This window comes from Pandoraea faecigallinarum (genome assembly GCF_001029105.3).
GTDB classification, from domain to species: domain Bacteria; phylum Pseudomonadota; class Gammaproteobacteria; order Burkholderiales; family Burkholderiaceae; genus Pandoraea; species Pandoraea faecigallinarum.
In genome coordinates this window covers 2,142,308-2,160,934 of sequence record NZ_CP011807.3, presented here as the reverse complement: position 1 = coordinate 2,160,934, position 18,627 = coordinate 2,142,308, and the positions used below count along the sequence as shown (strand labels likewise).

The window sequence follows — 18,627 nt, the reverse complement described above, 5'->3', positions numbered from 1 at the left end:
ACAGCCCCAACGGACGGCGGCGAAGGGATCGAATCAATGTGATCATATAAACCTCCTGCGTTATCCGATAAAAACACCACGAATAAATGATAATCAATCGCAATTAACCATTGAAATTGATTTTGACGATGGCGGCCATTTGCCCTCTCAATGCTGCCTTCGTCCGCGCGTTCCCGCGGCAGCCGAACACGCGATCGTTAGCGACAAAAAAAAGCGGCCGAAGCCGCTTTTTCCGTTGCCGGTACGAGGCGCCGTCATGCAACGGCGCACCGCCTCACAGGAACTGCTTGCCGACCCACCAGGCGATGGCGGCTATGAACGCCGATGCCGGAATCGTCAGCACCCATGCCCAGACGATGTTGCCCGCCACGCCCCAACGCACGGCCGAGAGCTTGCGCGTGGCGCCCACGCCAACGATGGCGCCGGTAATGGTGTGCGTGGTCGAAACCGGCACGCCCAGCCACGACGCAAAGAACAGCGTGAACGCCCCGCCCGTTTCGGCGCAGAAACCGCCGACCGGCTTGAGCTTCGTGATCTTCTGTCCCATCGTGCGCACGATACGCCAGCCGCCGAACATGGTGCCCAGACCGATTGCCAGATAGCAGCCAATGATCACCCACAGCGGCGGCTCGGCAGCTTCCTGCGGCCACAGACCGGCAGCGATCAGCAGCATCCAGATGATGCCGATGGTCTTCTGTGCGTCGTTGCCGCCGTGTCCGAGGCTGTACATACCCGCCGAAACCAGTTGCAGACGACGGAACCAGCGGTCCACGCGCGCCGGTGGCGTGCGGAAGAACAGCCACGAGACGAGCAGCATGAAGAACGAACCGAGCACGAAACCGAGCAGCGGCGAGACGAAAATGAATGCCACGGTTTGCAGCAGACCGCTCGCAACGAGCGAGCCCGTGCCCGCCTTGGCCACCGCGGCGCCGACCAGACCACCGATCAGTGCATGCGACGAACTCGACGGAATGCCGTAGTACCACGTGATGATGTTCCAGGCGATCGCACCGACGAGGGCGCCGAAGATCACATAGTGATCGACGATCTCGGGGTGAACCGTACCCTTGCCCACCGTCGCCGCGACTTTCAGGTGAAAGACGAACAGCGCGATGACGTTGAACATGGCGGCGAAAGCCACCGCCTGATGCGGTTTGAGCACGCCCGTCGAGACGACCGTGGCGATCGAATTGGCGGCGTCGTGAAAACCGTTCATGAAGTCGAACAGGAGCGCCAGTACGACCAATAGTCCGACCAGCCAGAGGCTGATGTGCAGCGTTGCCATCGAAAGTCTCCGCTCAGGCGTTTTCCAGCACAATGCCTTCGATGATGTTGGCAACGTCCTCGCATTTGTCGGTCACCGATTCGAGCAATTCGGACACCGCCTTCTGCTTGATCAGTTCCTTCACGTCGGCTTCCTCGCGGAACAGCTTCGACAGCGATGCGCGCAGCAGGCGGTCGGCTTCCGATTCGAGACCGTCGATTTCTTCGCAGAGCTTCAGGATGTCGCGGGCACGATCCATGTCGTTGAGCAGCGCGACCGTGCTTTGCACACGCTCGCAGCACTTCACGCAAATCTCGCCAAGCGTACGTGCCTCGGCGGGCACGCTCTTGACGTCGTACATCCACACGGCCGTCGCCACGTCTTCCATCAGATCCAGGATGTCGTCCATGGTGCTGATCAGCTTATGGATCTCATCGCGGTCGAAAGGCGTAATGAACGTCTTGTGCATCAAGTCGATGGTCTCGTGCGTGATGCGATCCGCTTTCTTCTCGTTGTTCTGCACAGCAACGGTACGTGCCTCGGCATTGGGCAGGTCGTTGAGCATGGCAGACAGCTCGCGGCTGCCCGCAACCATGCACGCCGCGTGCTGGTTGAACAGGTCAAAGAACTTGCCCTCGGTGGGCATGAAGCGACCGAACATTATTGGAAAACTCCGGGTATTGATAGGGGACGGGTCGACACAAAAACGTCACATTCTACCTCGTCGGAGGCGTGCGCAGCCGCACGCGTATCCGACGAGACGGAAATCGCGGCGTCAGTATTGCGGGCCGGCCAGATTGTCGAACTTCGTGTAGGCACCGATGAAAGCCAGGCGCACGTGGCCGATAGGACCGTTACGCTGCTTCGCGATGATGATCTCGGCCGTGCCCTTGTCAGGGGTATCGGGGTTGTAGACTTCGTCTCGGTAGATGAACAGGATGATGTCGGCATCCTGCTCGATAGCGCCGGATTCACGCAAGTCCGACATGACCGGACGCTTGTTCGGGCGTTGTTCGAGGCTTCGGTTCAACTGCGAGAGCGCAATCACCGGCACGTTCAGTTCCTTGGCGAGTCCCTTGAGCGAGCGCGAAATTTCGGAAATTTCGGTCGCACGATTTTCGCCGCCCCCCGAACCGCTCATCAGTTGAAGGTAATCGATGATGATCAGGCCGAGCTTGCCGCACTGACGTGCCAGGCGTCGCGCACGCGCGCGCAGTTCCATCGGGTTCAGCGCAGGCGTTTCGTCGACGAACAGTTGCGTCTCGTTCATCTTCTGCATCGCGTGCGTGAGCTTCGGCCAGTCTTCGTCCACCAGCTTGCCGGTACGCAGACGATGCTGATCGAGACGCCCGACCGAGCCCAGCATACGCATCGCCAACTGCGTACCCGGCATTTCCATCGAGAACACCGCGACGGGCAGCCCCTCCTCCACGGCGATATGCTCGCCGATGTTCATCGAGAAGGTCGTCTTGCCCATCGACGGGCGACCGGCCACGATGATGAGGTCGCCGCCGTTGAAGCCGGACGTCATGCGATCGAGATCCACGAAGCCCGTCGGAATGCCGGTGATGTCGCTGCCGCCTTCGCGGTGATACAACTCGTCGATACGCTCAACCACCTGCGTGAGCAGCGGTTGCAGTTCAAGAAAACCGCTGGCGCTGCGCGAGCCCTCTTCAGCGATGGCGAACACCTTCGCCTCCGCTTCGTCGAGCATCTGACGCACTTCCTTGCCTTGCGGGTTGAAGGCGTCGGAAGCAATTTCGTCGGCCACCGTCACCAGTTTGCGCAGCACCGCACGGTCGCGCACGATTTCGGCGTAACGGCGGATGTTCGCCGCACTCGGCGTATTCTGCGCGAGCGCGTTCAGATAGGCGAGCCCGCCCACGTCCTCGGCCTTGCCAGCCGACGTGAGCGATTCGAAAACGGTGATGACGTCCGCGGGACGGTCGCTGGAGATCAGGCGTCCGATGTGCTGATAGATCTGCCGATGGTCGTAACGATAAAAATCGTGTTCGGACAGAAAGTCGCCGATACGATCCCAGGCGCTGTTGTCAAGCAGCAACCCGCCGAGCACGGATTGCTCCGCCTCGATGGAGTGCGGTGGCACCTTGAGCGAATCGAGCTGGGGATCGGGCGCGTTCATGCCGGGCATTATACCGTCCCCGCGATCCCGGTCGGAACCGGCAACGTCCCGCTTGCGCGACGATTTTTCCGAGCGTGGTTTGTTCAGCAGTTTCCCTGGAGGCAGCATAAGGCGGAGCTATCGAACGATGACGTGGGAGGAAGCGAGCGCGCAACCGGAAGACAGCCAACCGGCGTCGACATCCGTCGACACGGGTCGGTATCGGCCGGCGCAAGTCGGCGGATGACCGGCAACCGGGGATGCCGGTAGCCAACATAACGGAACAACGACAAAACGGACAGACATAAAAAAACGGAAGCCGGTGGACCGACTTCCGTCTTTTATTCGCGCCGGGAAGCTGACGCGGGTACGACTTAGGCGTGCTCGCCCAGCACCGACACGGTAACGTCGATCACGACGTCGGTGTGCAGCGCCACCTGAACCGGGAAATCACCCACGGTCTTGAGCGGGCCGTTCGGCAGACGCACTTGCATCTTCTCGACCTTGAAACCTTGGGTAGCCAGGGCTTCGGCGATGTCGAAGTTGGTGACCGAACCGAACAGACGGCCGTCAACACCGGCCTTCTGTGCGATCTGGAGCGTCAGACCCGACAGCTTCTCGCCTTCGGCTTGCGCAGCAGCCAGCTTTTCGGCGGCGGCCTTTTCCAGTTCGGCGCGGCGAACTTCGAATTCGGCGATCGCGTCCTTGGTGGCACGGCGGGCTTTCTTCGTCGGGATCAGGAAGTTACGTGCGAAACCGTCCTTGACCTTCACGATGTCGCCCAGGTTACCCAGATTGACGACCTTTTCCAGCAGAATCACTTGCATTATCTATTCTCCTTCGTCGACTGGCGATTAAGCACCGTGCAGATCGGTGTACGGCAGCAGCGCGAGGAAACGCGCGCGCTTGATAGCCGTATCGAGCTGGCGCTGGTAGTGCGCCTTGGTGCCCGTCAGGCGAGCCGGGGTGATCTTGCCGTTGTCGCCGATGAAGTCCTTCAGCGTTTCGACATCCTTGTAATCGATCTGCTCGACACCGGCGACGGTGAAGCGGCAGAACTTCTTGCGCTTGAACAGCGGGTTTTGCTGTTGGCGGCGGCGATCAAACTTCTTGTTTTTACCGTTAGGACGCGGCATGTTCAACAATCCTTTTCAAATGCTTGCAATGCTGTGATGTGAAACACCAGGGTGCGGCTATTGCGATGCTTCTTGGCCAGAAAACCTGCCCACTGGGCCGGCTTCTCAAGTCCCAACGCCATGACTTTGGCACTGATGGGACCGATCGCTACTGCCGGTATCGAGAACTCGACCTGACGGGCCACGCCCGCCTCTTCGGCGGTTCCCTCGTGCGCCAGCGTGACATCGATCACGGGAAGCCCGGCCGGGGTATAGCGCAGCGTGCCGATTTCGACGATGCTGGCCTCGAGCCGAAGGCGATTCACGCGGTCAATACCGTCGTTGGCACCCTGATGCGTTCCGGTGCGCTGATTACGAAGCGGCAGCTTCGGTCGCGGGCGTGGCGGCAGCCTTCTTGGCTTCTTCGCGGGCCACTTCCTTCATCATCGGCGACGGCGCGGTTTCGGCCTTCTTCATCTTCACGACGAGGTGGCGCAGAACGGCGTCGTTGAACTTGAATGCGTGTTCCAGCTCGTCCAGGGTTTCCTGGTCGCATTCGATGTTCATGCAAACGTAGTGAGCCTTGGCCAGCTTTTCGATCATGTAGGCCAGTTGACGACGGCCCCAGTCTTCGACGCGGTGGATCTTGCCCTGGCGGGACTCGACCGTGCCACGATAGCGCTCGATCATTGCAGGCACTTGCTCGCTCTGATCGGGGTGAACGATAAATACGATTTCGTAATGACGCATACGGTGCTCCTTATGGACAAAGCTGCCTGGGCGTCAGAACCAGTGCAGCAAGGTTGCAGAACCCGCGATTCTAGCGGATTTCATGTCGATCATCAACTCCCGCCCTATCGGTGCCGCTCGACGACCGGTCCGGTGCGCCGACACTGCCAACCTTCCCACGGCGTCAGGCGTTTTCGATCCAGTAGTTCGGACGCGCGTAAATCTGGCGCAACTGCTCGATGAAAAGCCTCACCCGTGCGGGCTGGAAGCGCTGCTGCGGATAGACCGCGAGAATGTCGTAATCCGGCAGCGCGTATTCGTCCAGTACCGTCTCCAGCTCGCCGGAGAGCAGCTCGCGCTGAATCTCCCACGTCGAACGCCACCCCAACCCCAGTCCCTCGAGCGCCCAGCGATGCAGCAACTCGCCGTCGTTGCAGTCGAGATTGCCCGCCACGCGCGTCGTCACGAGCTTGCCCTGACGCTTGAAGTACCAGCCGCGCTGCTGCCCGCCCTGAAGGTTGAACGCCAGGCAGTTGTGCCTGGCCAGATCCTCCAGCGTCTTGGGACGGCCGTGCCGCGCAAAGTACGCGGGCGTGCCGCACACGACCCGCCGGTTCTGCGCCAGTTTGACGGCCACGAAATTCGGATCGACGGAACCGCCGATACGGATCCCCATGTCGTAGCCCTCCCGCACGATATCCACCACCCGGTCGGTGAGGTTGAACGAGATCTGCACTTCCGGATGAAGACGCAGGAATGCGGGCGCGTGCGGCGCCACGTGCTTGCGCCCGAAGGCCGCCGGCGCGGAGACGATCAGGTGACCGGAGACAGCGTGCCGCCCCGCGCTGATTTCGTTCTCCGCCATCTCCCAGTCGCCGAGCAACTGTTTGCATCGCTCCAGAAAAGCGCCGCCCTCTTCCGAGAGCGCGAGCCGCCGGGTGGAGCGGTACATGAGCTTGATGCCCAGTCGTTTTTCGAGGGCATCGATACGCCGCCCGAGAATCACCGGCGAGACCCCTTCCTTTAGCGCGGCGGCAGCCAGACTGCCCGCTTCGGCCACCTGCACGAAGGTTTCGATCTGCTTGAAACGGTCCATCGCGTCTCCATTCGATACTTTTTGTTCTTAAAAAAACGATCTTTTGTGATCTTATCAAACAAATCGTACCGGCTTAAAGTGATCTCCAACAACGATTCACCCTTACACATTGGATTTCTGGAGGAGTCACATGGCCAAGATGACCGCCGTAGAGGCCGCCGTCCGCGTGCTGGAGAAGGAAGGCATCACTACCGCATTCGGCGTGCCCGGCGCCGCCATCAACCCGTTCTATTCGGCCCTTCGCAAGGCAGGCAGCGTCGAGCACGTGCTCGCGCGTCACGTCGAAGGCGCCTCGCACATGGCCGAAGGCTACACCCGTGCGGAAGCGGGCAACATTGGCGTTTGCATCGGTACCTCGGGCCCCGCAGGCACGGACATGATTACCGGCCTGTACTCGGCGCAAGCCGACTCGATCCCCATTCTGTGCATTACGGGTCAGGCACCCCGCGCCCGTCTGTACAAGGAAGACTTCCAGGCCGTCGACATCGAATCGATCGCCAAGCCCGTCACCAAGTGGGCCGTGACCGTGCGTGAGCCTGCCCTCGTGCCGCGCGTGTTCCAGCAGGCTTTCCATCTGATGCGCTCGGGCCGCCCCGGTCCGGTGCTCATCGACCTGCCGTTCGACGTGCAAGTCGCCGAGATCGAGTTCGATCCGCAAACGTACGAACCGCTGCCGGTGTACAAGCCCGCCGCCACGCGTGCGCAAGCCGAGAAGGCGATTCAGATGCTGGTCGCCTCGGAGCGTCCGCTCATCGTCTCGGGCGGCGGCGTGATCAACGCCGACGCTGCCGATCTGCTCGTCGAATTCGCCGAGACGGTCAACGTGCCGGTCATCCCCACGCTCATGGGCTGGGGCACCATCGCCGACGATCACCCGCTCATGGCTGGCATGGTCGGTTTGCAAACGTCGCACCGCTTCGGCAACGCAACGATGCTCGCCTCCGACTTCGTGATGGGTATCGGCAACCGCTGGGCCAACCGCCACACCGGTAGCATCGATGTCTTCACCAAGGGCCGCAAGTTCGTGCACGTCGACATCGAACCGACGCAGATCGGGCGCGTGTTCGGTCCGGACTACGGCATCGTGTCGGACGCCAAGGCAGCCCTCGCCCTGTTCCTGGAAGTCGCCAAGGAACTGAAGGCCGCGGGCCGTCTGCCGGATCGCTCGCAATGGGTCGCCGACTGCCAGAAGCGCAAGCGCACCATGCTGCGCCGCACGGACTTCGATCAGGTGCCGGTCAAGCCGCAGCGCGTGTATCAGGAAATGAACGCGTTCTTCGGCCGCGACGTGCGTTACGTCTCGACCATCGGTCTGTCGCAGATCGCCGCCGCCCAGTTCCTGCATGTGAACAAGCCGCGTCACTGGATCAACTGCGGTCAGGCAGGCCCGCTGGGCTGGACCGTGCCGGCAGCCATCGGTGCGAAGGTCGCATCGCCCTCCTCGGACGTCGTGGCGATCTCGGGCGACTACGACTTCCAGTTCATGATCGAAGAACTGGCGGTGGCCGCGCAGTTCAAGGTGCCGTACATCCACGTCGTGGTGAACAACTCGTATCTCGGTCTGATCCGTCAGGCACAGCGCAACTTCGACATGGATTACTGCGTGCAGCTGGCGTTCGAGAATGTGAACTCCCCGGAAGTAAACGGTTACGGCGTCGATCACGTGAAGGTTGCCGAAGGCCTCGGCGTGAAGGCAATCCGCGTATTCCAGCCGAACGACATTCAGCCCGCGTTCGCTCAGGCCCGCAAGCTGATGGCCGAATTCTCGGTGCCGGTGATCGTGGAAGTGATTCTCGAGCGTGTGACCAATATCGCGATGGGCACCGAAATCAACAACGTCAACGAGTTCGAAGAAATCATCGACGTTGTGGAAGAAGGCGACACAGTGTCGGCATAACAACCACGTCGGGGCGCTGTCGGCCCCGCCGGCACTGTCAACGGTTTGCGGGGCGCGTGCGTCCCCTCCGCTTTCGGCTAGACCCCGTGTGCGGCCAAAGCATGCGCTCCGCAACCTTGCAGGCCACCGTTTCATCCGGATGGCACCGAAGCAGCACCCACGCACCACCAGCATCACCCAAGTAGCGCCCTTGCATCGAATCGTCGAAACCACCCCCTGAAAAAAGAGAGAGGAGTCCGCGCAATGCCGAAATTTGCCGCCAACCTGACCATGCTGTTCAACGAGGTGCCGTTCCTCGACCGCTTCAAGGCGGCCGCCGCAGCGGGCTTTCGCGGCGTGGAGTTTCTGTTCCCGTATGCGTTTCACCGCGACCAGATCGCCGACAAGCTGAACCAGTATCAGCTCGATCTCGTGCTGCACAACCTGCCCGCCGGTAACTGGGATGCGGGCGAGCGCGGCATCGCCATCTTCCCCGACCGTGTGGCCGAGTTCCGCGACGGCGTAGGCGAAGCCATCACCTACGCCAAGGCACTCGGAGTCAAGCAACTGAATTGCCTCGTGGGCAAGCAAGGCGCCGATCTGTCGACGCAAGCCGCTCAGGAGACGCTCGTCGGCAACCTGCGTTTCGCCGCCGACGCACTCAAGGCCGAGGGCATCCGCCTGCTCGTCGAGCCGATCAACACATACGACATTCCGGGCTTTTTCGTGAACCGGACGAAACAGGCTCTCGAGATCTTCGACGCCGTCGGCTCGGACAACCTGTTCCTCCAGTACGACATCTATCACATGCAACGCATGGAAGGTGAGCTCGCCAAGACCATCGAGACGAATCTGGCGCGCATCGCACACGTACAGCTCGCGGACAACCCGGGCCGTAACGAGCCGGGCACGGGCGAAATCAACTACGCGTACCTGTTCGCGTTGCTGGACCGCATCGGCTATCAGGGCTGGATCGGTTGCGAGTACAAGCCCGCGACCACCACGACCGACGGCCTCGGCTGGTTCAAGGCGGCCGGCCTGCGCGAAGCGGCATGAACCGCAAAGGCAGCACCGGTTAACGCTGCGGTAACGATCCCCCCGGCTTACCCGCACATCGCCTCCCCCGGCGCTGTGCAGACGATATGACGGCGCGGGCGCAACCATGCGCCGCGCCGGCTGACCGGGTTTCGACGAGGAAGGGCCCCGCCGGCCGCATGCAGGGGGCATGCGGCCGGAGTCCGGGGATGCGCGAGCGCACATTGTCCGTTCTGCGCTCACGCACCACTGCCCGGCTCGTCGGACGCTCGGTGACAACACTTCAAACTTTGGCAACAAGGAGTCTCGAAATGGCAAAACTCGGTTTTATTGGTCTGGGTATCATGGGCGCGCCGATGGCGAAGCATCTGCAAAACGCCGGTCACAAGCTGTTCCTGTACGAGCGCCGTACGCCCCCGCAAGACCTGATCGACGGTCAGGCGACTGTCTGCACGTCGGCCAAGGAAGTCGCCAAGCGCGCCGACATCGTGTTCGTGATGGTGCCGGATACCCCGGACGTGGGCGCAGTCCTGTTCGGTGAAGACGGACTGGCCGAAGGCTTGACGGCCGGCAAGATCGTGGTCGACATGAGCTCGATCTCGCCGATCGAAACCAAGGAATACGCCAAAAAGATCAAGGCGCTCGGCTGCGAATACCTCGACGCCCCGGTGTCGGGCGGCGAAGTCGGCGCCAAGGCCGCGTCGCTGTCGATCATGGTCGGCGGCTCGCAAGCCGCGTTCGACGACGTCAAGCCGTTCTTCGAACTGATGGGCAAGAACATCACGCTCGTCGGTGAGAACGGAGCGGGTCAAACCTGCAAGGTCGCCAACCAGATCGTCGTCGCACTGACGATCGAAGCCGTGGGCGAAGCCCTGCTCTTCGCCTCGAAGGCAGGTGCCGATCCGGCGAAGGTCCGTGCTGCGCTGATGGGTGGCTTCGCGTCGTCGCGCATTCTGGAAGTGCACGGCGAGCGCATGGTCAAGCGCAACTTCGAGCCGGGCTTCCGCATCGCCCTGCACCAGAAGGATCTGAACCTGGCGCTGCAAACCGCGAAGACCCTCGGCGTGTCGCTGCCGAACACGGCTACTGCGCAGGAACTGTTCAACGCCTGCGCGGCAAACGGCGGTGCGGCATGGGACCACTCGGGCATGGTGCGCGCGCTGGAAATGCTCGCCAACCACACCGTGGCGTAACCGGCCATCCAGGCGCAACACCCGCAACAACAATAGAACGACAGGCCTCGCCGCGACACCGTATCGCGGCGGGCGCCCTCACCGCGTAGTTCGCGAGAAGACGAAGAAAACGGCCACTGAAAAAAGCCGTCCGCAGGCAATAGCAGGGAGAGCTGAGAGTCCTGGTGAGGGTATCGGGAGATGCCCTGCCGCAGTGACGGCGCGAGTCGCGCGAAAGTGCGACTCGCGCCGTATTTTTTTGCGCGCCAACGAAGCGCGAGCGTACCGCCCGGCTTCGAGCGGTCAATATTCGTCGAAAAGACTCTGCATGCGCTCGCGAGGCACGCCCGCCTGCAACGCCAGCATCAGCAACACGCGCGCCTTGTAGGGATGCAGATTGCCGGCGCTCACGAAGCCGTACTGATCGTCCGGCGCGGCGCCGTTGTGCATCACGTGGCCGCTTCCCACGCGCGACGCACGCACCACCGTCACGCCACGCTGTACGGCCTCGGCCAGCGCCTGTTGCAGCAAGGCGTGCAACGAGCCGTTGCCCGTGCCGGCCACCACGATGCCCTGCACCCCGGCCTCCACCAGCGCGTCGACGGCAATGCGCGAGACCCCGGCGTAACTCGACACCACTTCCACGGCCGGCAGCTCGCCGGACAAACCGACGAATTCGCTCTCGACGGTGTGGTATTGCAACGGCTCACGCTGAAACGCGACACGCTCGTCCTGTACCCAGCCGAGCACGCCGATTTCCGGCGAGTGGAACGCGTCTACCTTGTAGGTGCTGGTCTTGACGACGTCGCGCGCGCAGTGAATCTGATTGTTGATGGCGACCATCACGCCGCGACCGGCCGAAATCGGATCGGTCGCCACACGCACCGCATTGAGCAAATTGAGCGGACCGTCGGCCGACAGGGCCGTGGCGGGACGCATCGCCGCCGTCAGCACGACCGGCTTGCGACTGTTGACCGTCAGATGCAGGTAGTACGCCGTTTCTTCGAGCGTATCCGTGCCGTGCGTGATGACGGCACCGGCCACGTCGGGCTGGGCCAGCAGGGCATTCACGCGCGCGGCCAGTTTCTGCCACAGCGACACCGACATGTCCTTGCTGTCGATCTGCGCCACTTGTTCCGCGTGGATGTGCGCCACGTTGCCCAATGCGGGCACGGCAGCCAGCAGGTCCTGAACACCGAGCGCCCCGGCCTGATAACCGGCGGTGCGCGTGGCATCTGCCGCGCTGCCCGCGATCGTGCCGCCCGTGGCCAGCAGCGCAATGCGCGGCAGCTCACCGGAGGAGACGGTGTAATGAGGAATCGGGTTGAATGAGGTCAATGTCATGCCAGCGATTGTATCCAATACTGCCCGGTTGCCCAATCGCTGAAAATGTCGATCCCGCCACGAGGGCGGGACCGTAGGGGCAACGCGAAAATCAGATGCCGATCAGTGCCGATCAAGCGCCGGAAGGGGCACCCAAGCGTGTCACGCCGCAAACTCCAGCGCTTCACGCAGTTGCGTGGAGATTTCCTGCTCCTTGAGGGCCGGCGCGAGCATCTCGATGAACCGGTAAGCGTAAGAGCGCAGGAACGCGCCACGACGCAGCCCGATGCGCGTTGTGCTCGGCTCGAACGCGTTGTCGAGCTCCAGCACGGCCAGATCCTGGTCCTTTCGCGGATCGACGGCCATCGCCGCGACGATGCCCACCCCCAGCCCGAGTTCGACATACGTCTTGATCACGTCCGTATCGAGCGCGGTGAGCACGATGTCGGGCACCAGCCCCTGATCCGTGAATGCCTTGTCGACGTGCGAGCGGCCCGTGAAATCGCCGTCATACGTGATGATCGGGTATTCGGCGATATCCGCAAGCGTCACGTTCTCGCGTCCGACCAGCGGGTGCTCTCTCGGCACGACCGCCACGTGATGCCACGAATAGCACGGGAACGTGACGATATCGGGAAACCGGTCGAGCGCCTCGGTCGTGATGCCGATGTCGGCTTCGCCGTCGATGACCATCTGCGCGATCTGGCGCGGGCTGCCCTGACGCAGTGCCAGATGCACTTTCGGATAGACGCTCGTGAACTGCTTGATGACCTGCGGCAGGGCATAGCGCGCCTGCGTGTGCGTGGTCGCGACCACGAGATGCCCGCTGTCCTGATCCGCGAACTGACGCGCTACCCGGCGCAGGTTCTCGGCGTCGAGCAGCATGCGCTCGATGAGTTGCAGTACGGCCTTGCCCGGTTCGGTCAGGCCGGTAAGACGCTTGCCGCGACGCACGAAGACATCCACGCCAAGCTCATCCTCCAGATCCTTGATCTGCTTGCTCACGCCGGACTGCGACGTGTACAGCGCACTGGCCGCTTCCGTGAGATTGAGGTTCTGACGAACCGCTTCGCGCACATAGCGCAATTGCTGGAAATTCATGATGTGACTCCGCCCTGTTGCTTGTCTGTCCGTTGTCTCTGGAAACTGTCAAGTGATACCGCTTATTGTTTTGCCGGAGGGATGCGACGGCCCCGGCCGAATCACGCCTGCGCGGAAAACACCCGCAACTGTCGCGGCACCGCGCGCAGCGTCGTGCCGGCGTCCGCGCCGAGCGCTTTCCATCCGGCGCGCGTGAGTTCGGCTTCCCACACGGCGTCGCCGGGCGCCGCAAGCTCCACACGCACGGTGCCGCCGAGCGGAATCGCGCGGCGCACCGCCACATCGATGCCCGGGCCGCCGTCGCTCGCAGGCACCAGCCCGAGATCGTGCGGACGCACATACGCAATCGCACGCCCGTCCTGCGGCGGCGCCGGCAGGTCGTCCTTGTGCACCGTCACGCGATACCTGCCCGCGTCGGCAATGAAATCGTGCGTCCGCAACTCGCCCGGGAGCCGGTTCGCCGCGCCGAGAAACTCATAGACGAACGCGCTTTCCGGCGTGTCGTAGACGTCTTGCGGTGCACCGATCTGCTCAACCTTGCCACGGTTCATCAGCACGATGCGATCGGCCACCTCAAGCGCTTCTTCCTGATCGTGCGTGACGAAAATCGTCGTGATGTGCAACTCGTCATGCAGACGGCGCAGCCAGCTGCGCAGTTCCTTGCGCACCTTGGCGTCGAGCGCGCCGAACGGCTCGTCGAGCAGCAGCACCTTCGGCTCGACGGCCAGCGCACGGGCCAACGCAATACGCTGGCGCTGCCCGCCCGACAGTTCCGCCGGATAGTGATCGGCAAGCCAGTCCAGTTGCACGAGACCGAGCAATTCGTGGACCTTGGCGCGGATCTTCGCGTCTGTGAGACGATCGCGGCGCGACTTCACGCGCAGTCCGAACGCCACGTTCTCGAACACCGTCATATGACGGAACAACGCGTAATGCTGAAACACGAAGCCGACCTGACGCTCGCGCGTGCCGACGGACGCCACGTCCTCGCCATTGAGAACCACGCGACCGGTATCGGCGAATTCCAGCCCGGCGACGATACGCAGCAGTGTCGTCTTGCCGCAGCCCGACGGTCCGAGCAGCGCGACCAGTTCGCCCGTGGGGAATTCGAGACTAACGTCGTCGAGCGCGTTGAAGTCGCCGAAGCGCTTCGAAACCTGTTGTACCTGAATGCTCATTTGTCCTGCTCCTCGATGCGATCCGTTCAGGCCTGCACCGCGTCTGCCCGACGCGCAGCCTTGTCTTGCGCCAGCTTGTGTTCCGCCCAGAGCTTCAACGCCAGCGTAGCGAGTGCGAGCAACGCGAGAATCGACGCCGCTGCAAATGCCCCCACCGTGTGGTAATCGTTGTATTCGATTTCCACATGCAGCGGCAGCGTGTTCGTCTCGCCGCGAATGTGGCCGAAGACAACCGAGACCGCCCCGAACTCGCCCATCGCCCGCGCATTGCACAGAATCACGCCGTACAGCAAACCCCATTTGATCTTGGGCAGCGTCACACGCGTGAACACTTGCCAGCCGCTCGCCCCCAGCACGCGCGCAGCCTCCTCTTCCTCGCTGCCCTGCGCCTGCATCAGCGGGATCAGTTCACGCGCCACGAATGGAAACGTGACGAATACCGTCGCGAGCACCAGTCCCGGCAACGCGAACACGATCTTCAGGTTGTGCGCGTCGAGGAAGTCCCACAACGGCCCCTGGCGCCCGAAAATGAGCAGGAAGGTCAGCCCCGCCACGACCGGCGATACGGAAAACGGCAGATCGATGAGCGTGGTGAGAACGCTCTTGCCTCTGAATTCGAAGCGCGCAATCGCCCACGACGCCGCCACGCCGAACACCAGATTGAGCGGTACGGCAATCACTGCGATGAGTAACGTCAGACGAATCGCCGAGAGCGCATCGTCGTTCGTGAGCCCCTCCCAGTAAGCGGCGAAGCCCTTGCCGAGCGCGGTCACGAACACCGACGCGAGCGGCAGCACGAGAAACAACACGAAGAACGACAACGCCACACCGATGAGAATGGCTTTGACGAGCGCGGGCTCGTCGGTCGGATCGGATTTGCGCGCGGCAGTGGCCGGAGGCAAGGGGCGCGACAGTGCGAGTGAGTCGGACATGATCGAAACGGTCTCTTCGAATTTCCTACCGGATTTCCGACGTCAGACGCCACTGGCGCGACGCCCGGAATGACGGCGTTGCAGCCACCATTGCAGCGTATTGATAAGCAACAGCAGCACGAACGAGATCAGCAGCATGACGACGGCCAGCGCCGCCGCGCCTGCAAAATCGTATTGTTCCAGCTTGGTGATGATCAGCAGCGACGTAATCTCGGAGACCATCGGAATGTTGCCCGCGATGAAAATCACCGAACCGTACTCGCCGACGGCACGCGCGAAGGCCAGCGCGAAACCGGTCAGCAGCGCGGGCAGCACGGCCGGCAGAATCACGTGGCGCAGCGTCTGCCAGCGCGTCGCGCCAAGGCAGGCCGCCGCCTCCTCCTGCTCGCGCTCGAACTCTTCGAGCACCGGTTGCAGCGTGCGCACGACAAATGGCAGGCCGATGAACGTGAGCGCCACGAAAATGCCCAGCGGTGTGAACGCGATCTTGATGCCGAGCGGTTCGAACCAACGTCCGACCCAGCCGTTCGGCGCGTAGATCGCGGCGAGCACGATGCCCGCCACGGACGTCGGCAACGCGAACGGCAGATCGATCAGGGCATCGACGAAGCGCTTGCCGGGAAAGGTGTAGCGCACCAGCACCCACGCGAGAATGAAACCGAAAACGGCGTTGAGCGACGCCGCCGCAAGCGAGATGCCGAACGTGAGGCGGTACGACGCCAGCACGCGCGGCGAACTCACCGCGGTGACGAAACTCGCCCAATCGAGCGAGCTCGCCTTGATGAAGACCATCAGCAACGGCACCAGCACCACAAGGCTCAGGTACGCGACGGTGTAGCCCATCGTCAGGCCGAAGCCCGGCAAGGCACTTGGCTTGCGCCACAGGGGAAACAGTGCGGTACTCATGCGATGGTCCCTGCCCGCTTACTTCTTGGTGTAGATCTGATCGAAGATGCCGCCGTCGGCGAAGTGCCTGGCCTGCGTCTTCGTCCAGCCGCCCAGATCGGCATCCACCGTATAGAGCTTGAGCTTCGGATACTGCGCCTCGTACTTTCTGGCAATTTCCGGCGAACGCGGACGATAGAAGTGCTTCGCGGCGATTTCCTGCCCCTGCGGCGAGTACAGCCATTGCAGGTAGGCTTCGGCGGCCTTGCGGGTGCCATGCTTGTCCACGTTCTTGTCGACGATGGCCACCGGCGGCTCGGTCAGGATCGACGACGACGGTACAACGATATCGAACTTGTCCGGCCCGAGGTCCTTCACCGACAGCAGCGCTTCGTTTTCCCATGCAATCAGCACGTCGCCGATGCCGCGCTCCACGAACGTGGTGGTCGCGCCGCGCGCTCCCGAGTCCAGCACACCGACGTTCTTGTAGATCGCCTTGACGAAGTCCTGCGCTTTCTGCTCGTTACCGCCCGGCTGCTTGAGCGCGTAGAGCCATGCGGCAAGGTAGTTCCAACGGGCGCCGGCCGACGTTTTCGGGTTCGGCGTCACGACGCTGATGCCTGGCTTGGCGAGATCGTTCCAGTCCTTGATGCCCTTCGGGTTGCCCTTGCGCACCAGCAACACGATGGTCGACGTGTACGGCGTGGCGTTGTCGGGCAAACGCTTCTGCCAGTCCTTGTTCACGAGACCGGCGGCGGCAAGTTCATCGATGTCGGCCGAAATGCCGAGCGTGACGACATCCGCGGGCGCGCCGTCGAGCACGGTGCGGGCCTGCTTGCCCGAGCCGCCATGCGAGGCCTTGACCGTGACGGTGTCGCCGGAAACCTGCTTGTAGTGCGCCTCGAAGGCCTTGTTGTAGTCGGCGTACAGCTCGCGCGTCGGGTCGTACGACACGTTGAGCAGCGACAGACTCGCCGCATGCGCCTGAATCGTCATGCCGGCAGCCAGCGCCAGACCGCCCAGCGCGACTGCCAGCTTCTTAGCTTTCCATCCCCGTGCTGCTTTGTTCATGACTTGCACTCCTTGTTTGCTTCTCGTGTGTAGGAGGCCAGTCTATGATCCCGTCTAAATAATTAAAAATAATATTTTCGCTTTTGTTTATGCCGGAATAAGGATTAGAGAAATTATGCTGATACGCACCGGCCCTCAGACGTAAGGGGAGCCTGCCAACGCGGCGTTCAGCCCCGTCGCTCCCTGATCCACGAGGCTCAGGAAGGCTTGTCGCGCGGCGGCGGAGTCCTGCGTTTGGCGAAAAGTCCGATGGGCATGAAGGAACGCAACGGTCCAGGCCGCCAGGAGCATGGCGGCCGCCAGTTGAGCCTGCACGTCGCCCGGCGGCCGTCCCGCGCTTTCGGCAAGCGCCTGGGCCACCCCATCGGCCAGTTCGTCCCGGATCGCCCGGGCGCGAGCCATGAGCGTCTCGCTGCCCTCGATGGTGCGCACGAATTCCTGGCTTTGCGCCGAAAAATCGACGAACGGGTTGCCTTGTTCGACAAGCCGATGCGCCAGCAAACGCAACGCCTCGACCGGAGAAACGCCCGGCGCCCGCTCCCGAATGGCCGCACGCAGCATCTCTCGACCCTCTTCGTCGCGGTCGAAGAACATGTCTTCCTTACGCGGGAAATGGTTGAACACGGTCATCCGGCCGACGTCGGCCGCTGCCGCAATCTGGTCCACCGTCACATGATCGAAACCGTGTTCGTGGAAAAGCCGCGTGGCCGCGTTGGAAATCCCCTGCCGGGTGGCCAGACGTTTGCGTGATCTCAGATCGGTTGGCGTTGACATGTCGTTCCCGATGACCCAGTTAACCTGTACTTAGTACATATTCATGTGAACAGACCGGCGCGTACATGCTTTGAAGTTTAATGAGCCTTTCGCCGGGCTTTCCCTCATTCGGCGCGATGGGCAGGCCGGCCCCGTACGGCGGCCCTGTCATGGCGATCAAGTTTCGCTTGCCTTTTTGCAAACACTGTACAAAAATACAGCCACCTGTGCTTCCATACAGTGATGCCATGATCAAACTTACCGCCCGTCAACAGCAGGTCTACGAACTGGTTCAGCAAGCGATCGAGCGCACCGGCTTTCCGCCGACGCGCGCGGAAATCGCCGCCGAACTGGGCTTCTCTTCCGCCAACGCTGCCGAGGAGCATTTGCGTGCGCTGGCGCGCAAAGGGGTGATCGAACTGGCCGCCGGTCAATCGCGTGGCATCCGCCTCAAGCGCCTGGACGAAGCGGGCGGTTCTCACCAGTTCACGCTGCCGCACATGGGTCTCATGCAATTGTCGTTGCCACTCGTGGGGCGCGTCGCCGCCGGTAGTCCGATCCTGGCGCAGGAACATATCGAACGTAACTTCCAGTGCGACCCGAACATGTTCGCGCGCCAACCCGATTACCTGCTGAAGGTGCGCGGGATGTCGATGCGCGATGCCGGCATTCTCGACGGCGATCTGCTCGCCGTGCAGAAAGCGGCGGATGCACGTGAAGGCCAGATCGTCGTGGCCCGTATCGGCGACGACGTGACGGTTAAACGGTTTCACCGTGTCAAGGGTGGCGTCGAGCTGATCGCCGAAAACCCCGACTTCGAGAACATCAATGTCGACGAAGGCAGCGGTGATTTTGCGCTGGAAGGTATTGCGGTCGGCCTGATCCGCAACAACGATCTATGAAGGACCTATGAGCGATCGTTGATCGTTCGGCGCGAATGAAGGGCGCTGCGCAACATCGCACTCCGCCCCACTC

19 protein-coding genes and 1 pseudogene are annotated in these 18,627 nt (G+C 62.3%); 4 read left to right on the top strand and 16 right to left on the bottom strand.

Translation table 11 applies throughout. The features are described 5' to 3' along the window. Positions 1-274: 274 nt before the first annotated feature. From AB870_RS09715 to AB870_RS09680, 8 genes are all read right to left on the bottom strand, one after another. Positions 275-1,285, bottom strand: a complete 1,011-nt coding sequence (locus AB870_RS09715; protein ID WP_044455536.1) for an inorganic phosphate transporter — start codon at positions 1,283-1,285, stop codon at positions 275-277. Positions 1,286-1,298: 13 nt separating this feature from the next. Beyond that, positions 1,299-1,925, bottom strand: a complete 627-nt coding sequence (locus tag AB870_RS09710; protein ID WP_047907832.1) for a DUF47 domain-containing protein — start codon at positions 1,923-1,925, stop codon at positions 1,299-1,301. A gap of 114 nt (positions 1,926-2,039) precedes the next feature. Beyond that, a complete protein-coding gene (locus tag AB870_RS09705; protein ID WP_047909033.1) occupies positions 2,040-3,407 on the bottom strand; it encodes a replicative DNA helicase in 1,368 nt (455 codons plus the stop codon). A 353-nt stretch (positions 3,408-3,760) separates the two neighbouring features. After that, positions 3,761-4,213 (bottom strand): 50S ribosomal protein L9, encoded by a 453-nt coding sequence (gene rplI / locus AB870_RS09700; protein ID WP_047907831.1) that lies wholly within the window; start codon positions 4,211-4,213, stop codon positions 3,761-3,763. 27 nt (positions 4,214-4,240) lie between these two features. Beyond that, positions 4,241-4,522: a 30S ribosomal protein S18 gene (rpsR, locus tag AB870_RS09695; protein ID WP_010803800.1), complete on the bottom strand. Its 282-nt coding sequence runs from the start codon at positions 4,520-4,522 to the stop codon at positions 4,241-4,243. Between the two features lie 2 nt (positions 4,523-4,524). Beyond that, positions 4,525-4,827 carry a primosomal replication protein N gene (gene priB, locus AB870_RS09690; RefSeq protein WP_044455532.1) on the bottom strand — a complete coding sequence of 101 codons (303 nt, stop codon included), beginning with the start codon at positions 4,825-4,827 and terminating at the stop codon, positions 4,525-4,527. A gap of 46 nt (positions 4,828-4,873) precedes the next feature. Next, on the bottom strand, positions 4,874-5,251 hold the full coding sequence (gene rpsF, locus AB870_RS09685; RefSeq protein WP_044455531.1) for a 30S ribosomal protein S6: 378 nt from the start codon (positions 5,249-5,251) through the stop codon (positions 4,874-4,876). 163 nt (positions 5,252-5,414) lie between these two features. Continuing rightward, positions 5,415-6,326 carry a LysR family transcriptional regulator gene (locus AB870_RS09680; protein ID WP_047907830.1) on the bottom strand — a complete coding sequence of 304 codons (912 nt, stop codon included), beginning with the start codon at positions 6,324-6,326 and terminating at the stop codon, positions 5,415-5,417. A 130-nt stretch (positions 6,327-6,456) separates the two neighbouring features. Between AB870_RS09680 and gcl the strand changes: the two genes are divergently transcribed. The 3 genes from gcl to glxR all read left to right on the top strand — a co-directional run bounded on the left by gcl (position 6,457) and on the right by glxR (position 10,430). Next, positions 6,457-8,223 carry a glyoxylate carboligase gene (gene gcl / locus AB870_RS09675; protein WP_047907829.1) on the top strand — a complete coding sequence of 589 codons (1,767 nt, stop codon included), beginning with the start codon at positions 6,457-6,459 and terminating at the stop codon, positions 8,221-8,223. Between the two features lie 243 nt (positions 8,224-8,466). Next, complete coding sequence (gene hyi, locus AB870_RS09670) at positions 8,467-9,258, top strand: hydroxypyruvate isomerase (protein ID WP_047907828.1); 792 nt, start codon at positions 8,467-8,469, stop codon at positions 9,256-9,258. A gap of 290 nt (positions 9,259-9,548) precedes the next feature. Then, positions 9,549-10,430: a 2-hydroxy-3-oxopropionate reductase gene (gene glxR, locus AB870_RS09665; protein ID WP_047907827.1), complete on the top strand. Its 882-nt coding sequence runs from the start codon at positions 9,549-9,551 to the stop codon at positions 10,428-10,430. Positions 10,431-10,712: 282 nt separating this feature from the next. Here glxR and AB870_RS09660 read toward each other — a convergent pair whose 3' ends face one another. The 8 genes and pseudogenes from AB870_RS09660 to AB870_RS09630 all read right to left on the bottom strand — a co-directional run bounded on the left by AB870_RS09660 (position 10,713) and on the right by AB870_RS09630 (position 17,673). Further along, a complete protein-coding gene (locus AB870_RS09660; RefSeq protein WP_047907826.1) occupies positions 10,713-11,753 on the bottom strand; it encodes an asparaginase in 1,041 nt (346 codons plus the stop codon). Between the two features lie 141 nt (positions 11,754-11,894). After that, positions 11,895-12,833: a CysB family HTH-type transcriptional regulator gene (locus AB870_RS09655; RefSeq protein ID WP_044455525.1), complete on the bottom strand. Its 939-nt coding sequence runs from the start codon at positions 12,831-12,833 to the stop codon at positions 11,895-11,897. A gap of 101 nt (positions 12,834-12,934) precedes the next feature. Beyond that, on the bottom strand, positions 12,935-13,078 hold the full coding sequence (locus tag AB870_RS27520; protein ID WP_472462564.1) for a hypothetical protein: 144 nt from the start codon (positions 13,076-13,078) through the stop codon (positions 12,935-12,937). Between the two features lie 197 nt (positions 13,079-13,275). Next, positions 13,276-14,011, bottom strand: a pseudogene (locus AB870_RS09650) (sulfate/molybdate ABC transporter ATP-binding protein); the annotation flags it as partial. Between the two features lie 26 nt (positions 14,012-14,037). Then, positions 14,038-14,943 (bottom strand): sulfate ABC transporter permease subunit CysW, encoded by a 906-nt coding sequence (gene cysW, locus AB870_RS09645; protein WP_157112285.1) that lies wholly within the window; start codon positions 14,941-14,943, stop codon positions 14,038-14,040. Between the two features lie 42 nt (positions 14,944-14,985). Next, positions 14,986-15,849, bottom strand: coding sequence for a sulfate ABC transporter permease subunit CysT (gene cysT / locus AB870_RS09640; RefSeq protein ID WP_047907824.1), 864 nt, complete (start codon positions 15,847-15,849; stop codon positions 14,986-14,988). An 18-nt stretch (positions 15,850-15,867) separates the two neighbouring features. Continuing rightward, positions 15,868-16,899 carry a sulfate ABC transporter substrate-binding protein gene (locus AB870_RS09635; RefSeq protein ID WP_047907823.1) on the bottom strand — a complete coding sequence of 344 codons (1,032 nt, stop codon included), beginning with the start codon at positions 16,897-16,899 and terminating at the stop codon, positions 15,868-15,870. A 135-nt stretch (positions 16,900-17,034) separates the two neighbouring features. Further along, positions 17,035-17,673 carry a TetR/AcrR family transcriptional regulator gene (locus AB870_RS09630; protein WP_047907822.1) on the bottom strand — a complete coding sequence of 213 codons (639 nt, stop codon included), beginning with the start codon at positions 17,671-17,673 and terminating at the stop codon, positions 17,035-17,037. Positions 17,674-17,900: 227 nt separating this feature from the next. Here AB870_RS09630 and lexA point away from each other — a divergent pair, with 227 nt between their 5' ends. Next, positions 17,901-18,554, top strand: coding sequence for a transcriptional repressor LexA (gene lexA, locus AB870_RS09625; RefSeq protein ID WP_044455518.1), 654 nt, complete (start codon positions 17,901-17,903; stop codon positions 18,552-18,554). Positions 18,555-18,627: the final 73 nt, after the last annotated feature.

Bases quoted from the DNA above. Each gene is read 5' to 3' on its own strand.
- AB870_RS09715 (WP_044455536.1), bottom strand. From the start codon at position 1,285: ATGGCAACGCTGCACATCAGCCTCTGGCTGGTCGGACTATTGGTCGTA.
- AB870_RS09710 (WP_047907832.1), bottom strand. From the start codon at position 1,925: ATGTTCGGTCGCTTCATGCCCACCGAGGGCAAGTTCTTTGACCTGTTC.
- AB870_RS09705 (WP_047909033.1), bottom strand. From the start codon at position 3,407: ATGAACGCGCCCGATCCCCAGCTCGATTCGCTCAAGGTGCCACCGCAC.
- rplI (WP_047907831.1), bottom strand. From the start codon at position 4,213: ATGCAAGTGATTCTGCTGGAAAAGGTCGTCAATCTGGGTAACCTGGGC.
- rpsR (WP_010803800.1), bottom strand. From the start codon at position 4,522: ATGCCGCGTCCTAACGGTAAAAACAAGAAGTTTGATCGCCGCCGCCAA.
- rpsF (WP_044455531.1), bottom strand. From the start codon at position 5,251: ATGCGTCATTACGAAATCGTATTTATCGTTCACCCCGATCAGAGCGAG.
- AB870_RS09680 (WP_047907830.1), bottom strand. From the start codon at position 6,326: ATGGACCGTTTCAAGCAGATCGAAACCTTCGTGCAGGTGGCCGAAGCG.
- gcl (WP_047907829.1), top strand. From the start codon at position 6,457: ATGGCCAAGATGACCGCCGTAGAGGCCGCCGTCCGCGTGCTGGAGAAG.
- hyi (WP_047907828.1), top strand. From the start codon at position 8,467: ATGCCGAAATTTGCCGCCAACCTGACCATGCTGTTCAACGAGGTGCCG.
- glxR (WP_047907827.1), top strand. From the start codon at position 9,549: ATGGCAAAACTCGGTTTTATTGGTCTGGGTATCATGGGCGCGCCGATG.
- AB870_RS09660 (WP_047907826.1), bottom strand. From the start codon at position 11,753: ATGACATTGACCTCATTCAACCCGATTCCTCATTACACCGTCTCCTCC.
- AB870_RS09655 (WP_044455525.1), bottom strand. From the start codon at position 12,833: ATGAATTTCCAGCAATTGCGCTATGTGCGCGAAGCGGTTCGTCAGAAC.
- cysW (WP_157112285.1), bottom strand. From the start codon at position 14,943: ATGTCCGACTCACTCGCACTGTCGCGCCCCTTGCCTCCGGCCACTGCC.
- cysT (WP_047907824.1), bottom strand. From the start codon at position 15,849: ATGAGTACCGCACTGTTTCCCCTGTGGCGCAAGCCAAGTGCCTTGCCG.
- AB870_RS09635 (WP_047907823.1), bottom strand. From the start codon at position 16,899: ATGAACAAAGCAGCACGGGGATGGAAAGCTAAGAAGCTGGCAGTCGCG.
- AB870_RS09630 (WP_047907822.1), bottom strand. From the start codon at position 17,673: ATGTCAACGCCAACCGATCTGAGATCACGCAAACGTCTGGCCACCCGG.
- lexA (WP_044455518.1), top strand. From the start codon at position 17,901: ATGATCAAACTTACCGCCCGTCAACAGCAGGTCTACGAACTGGTTCAG.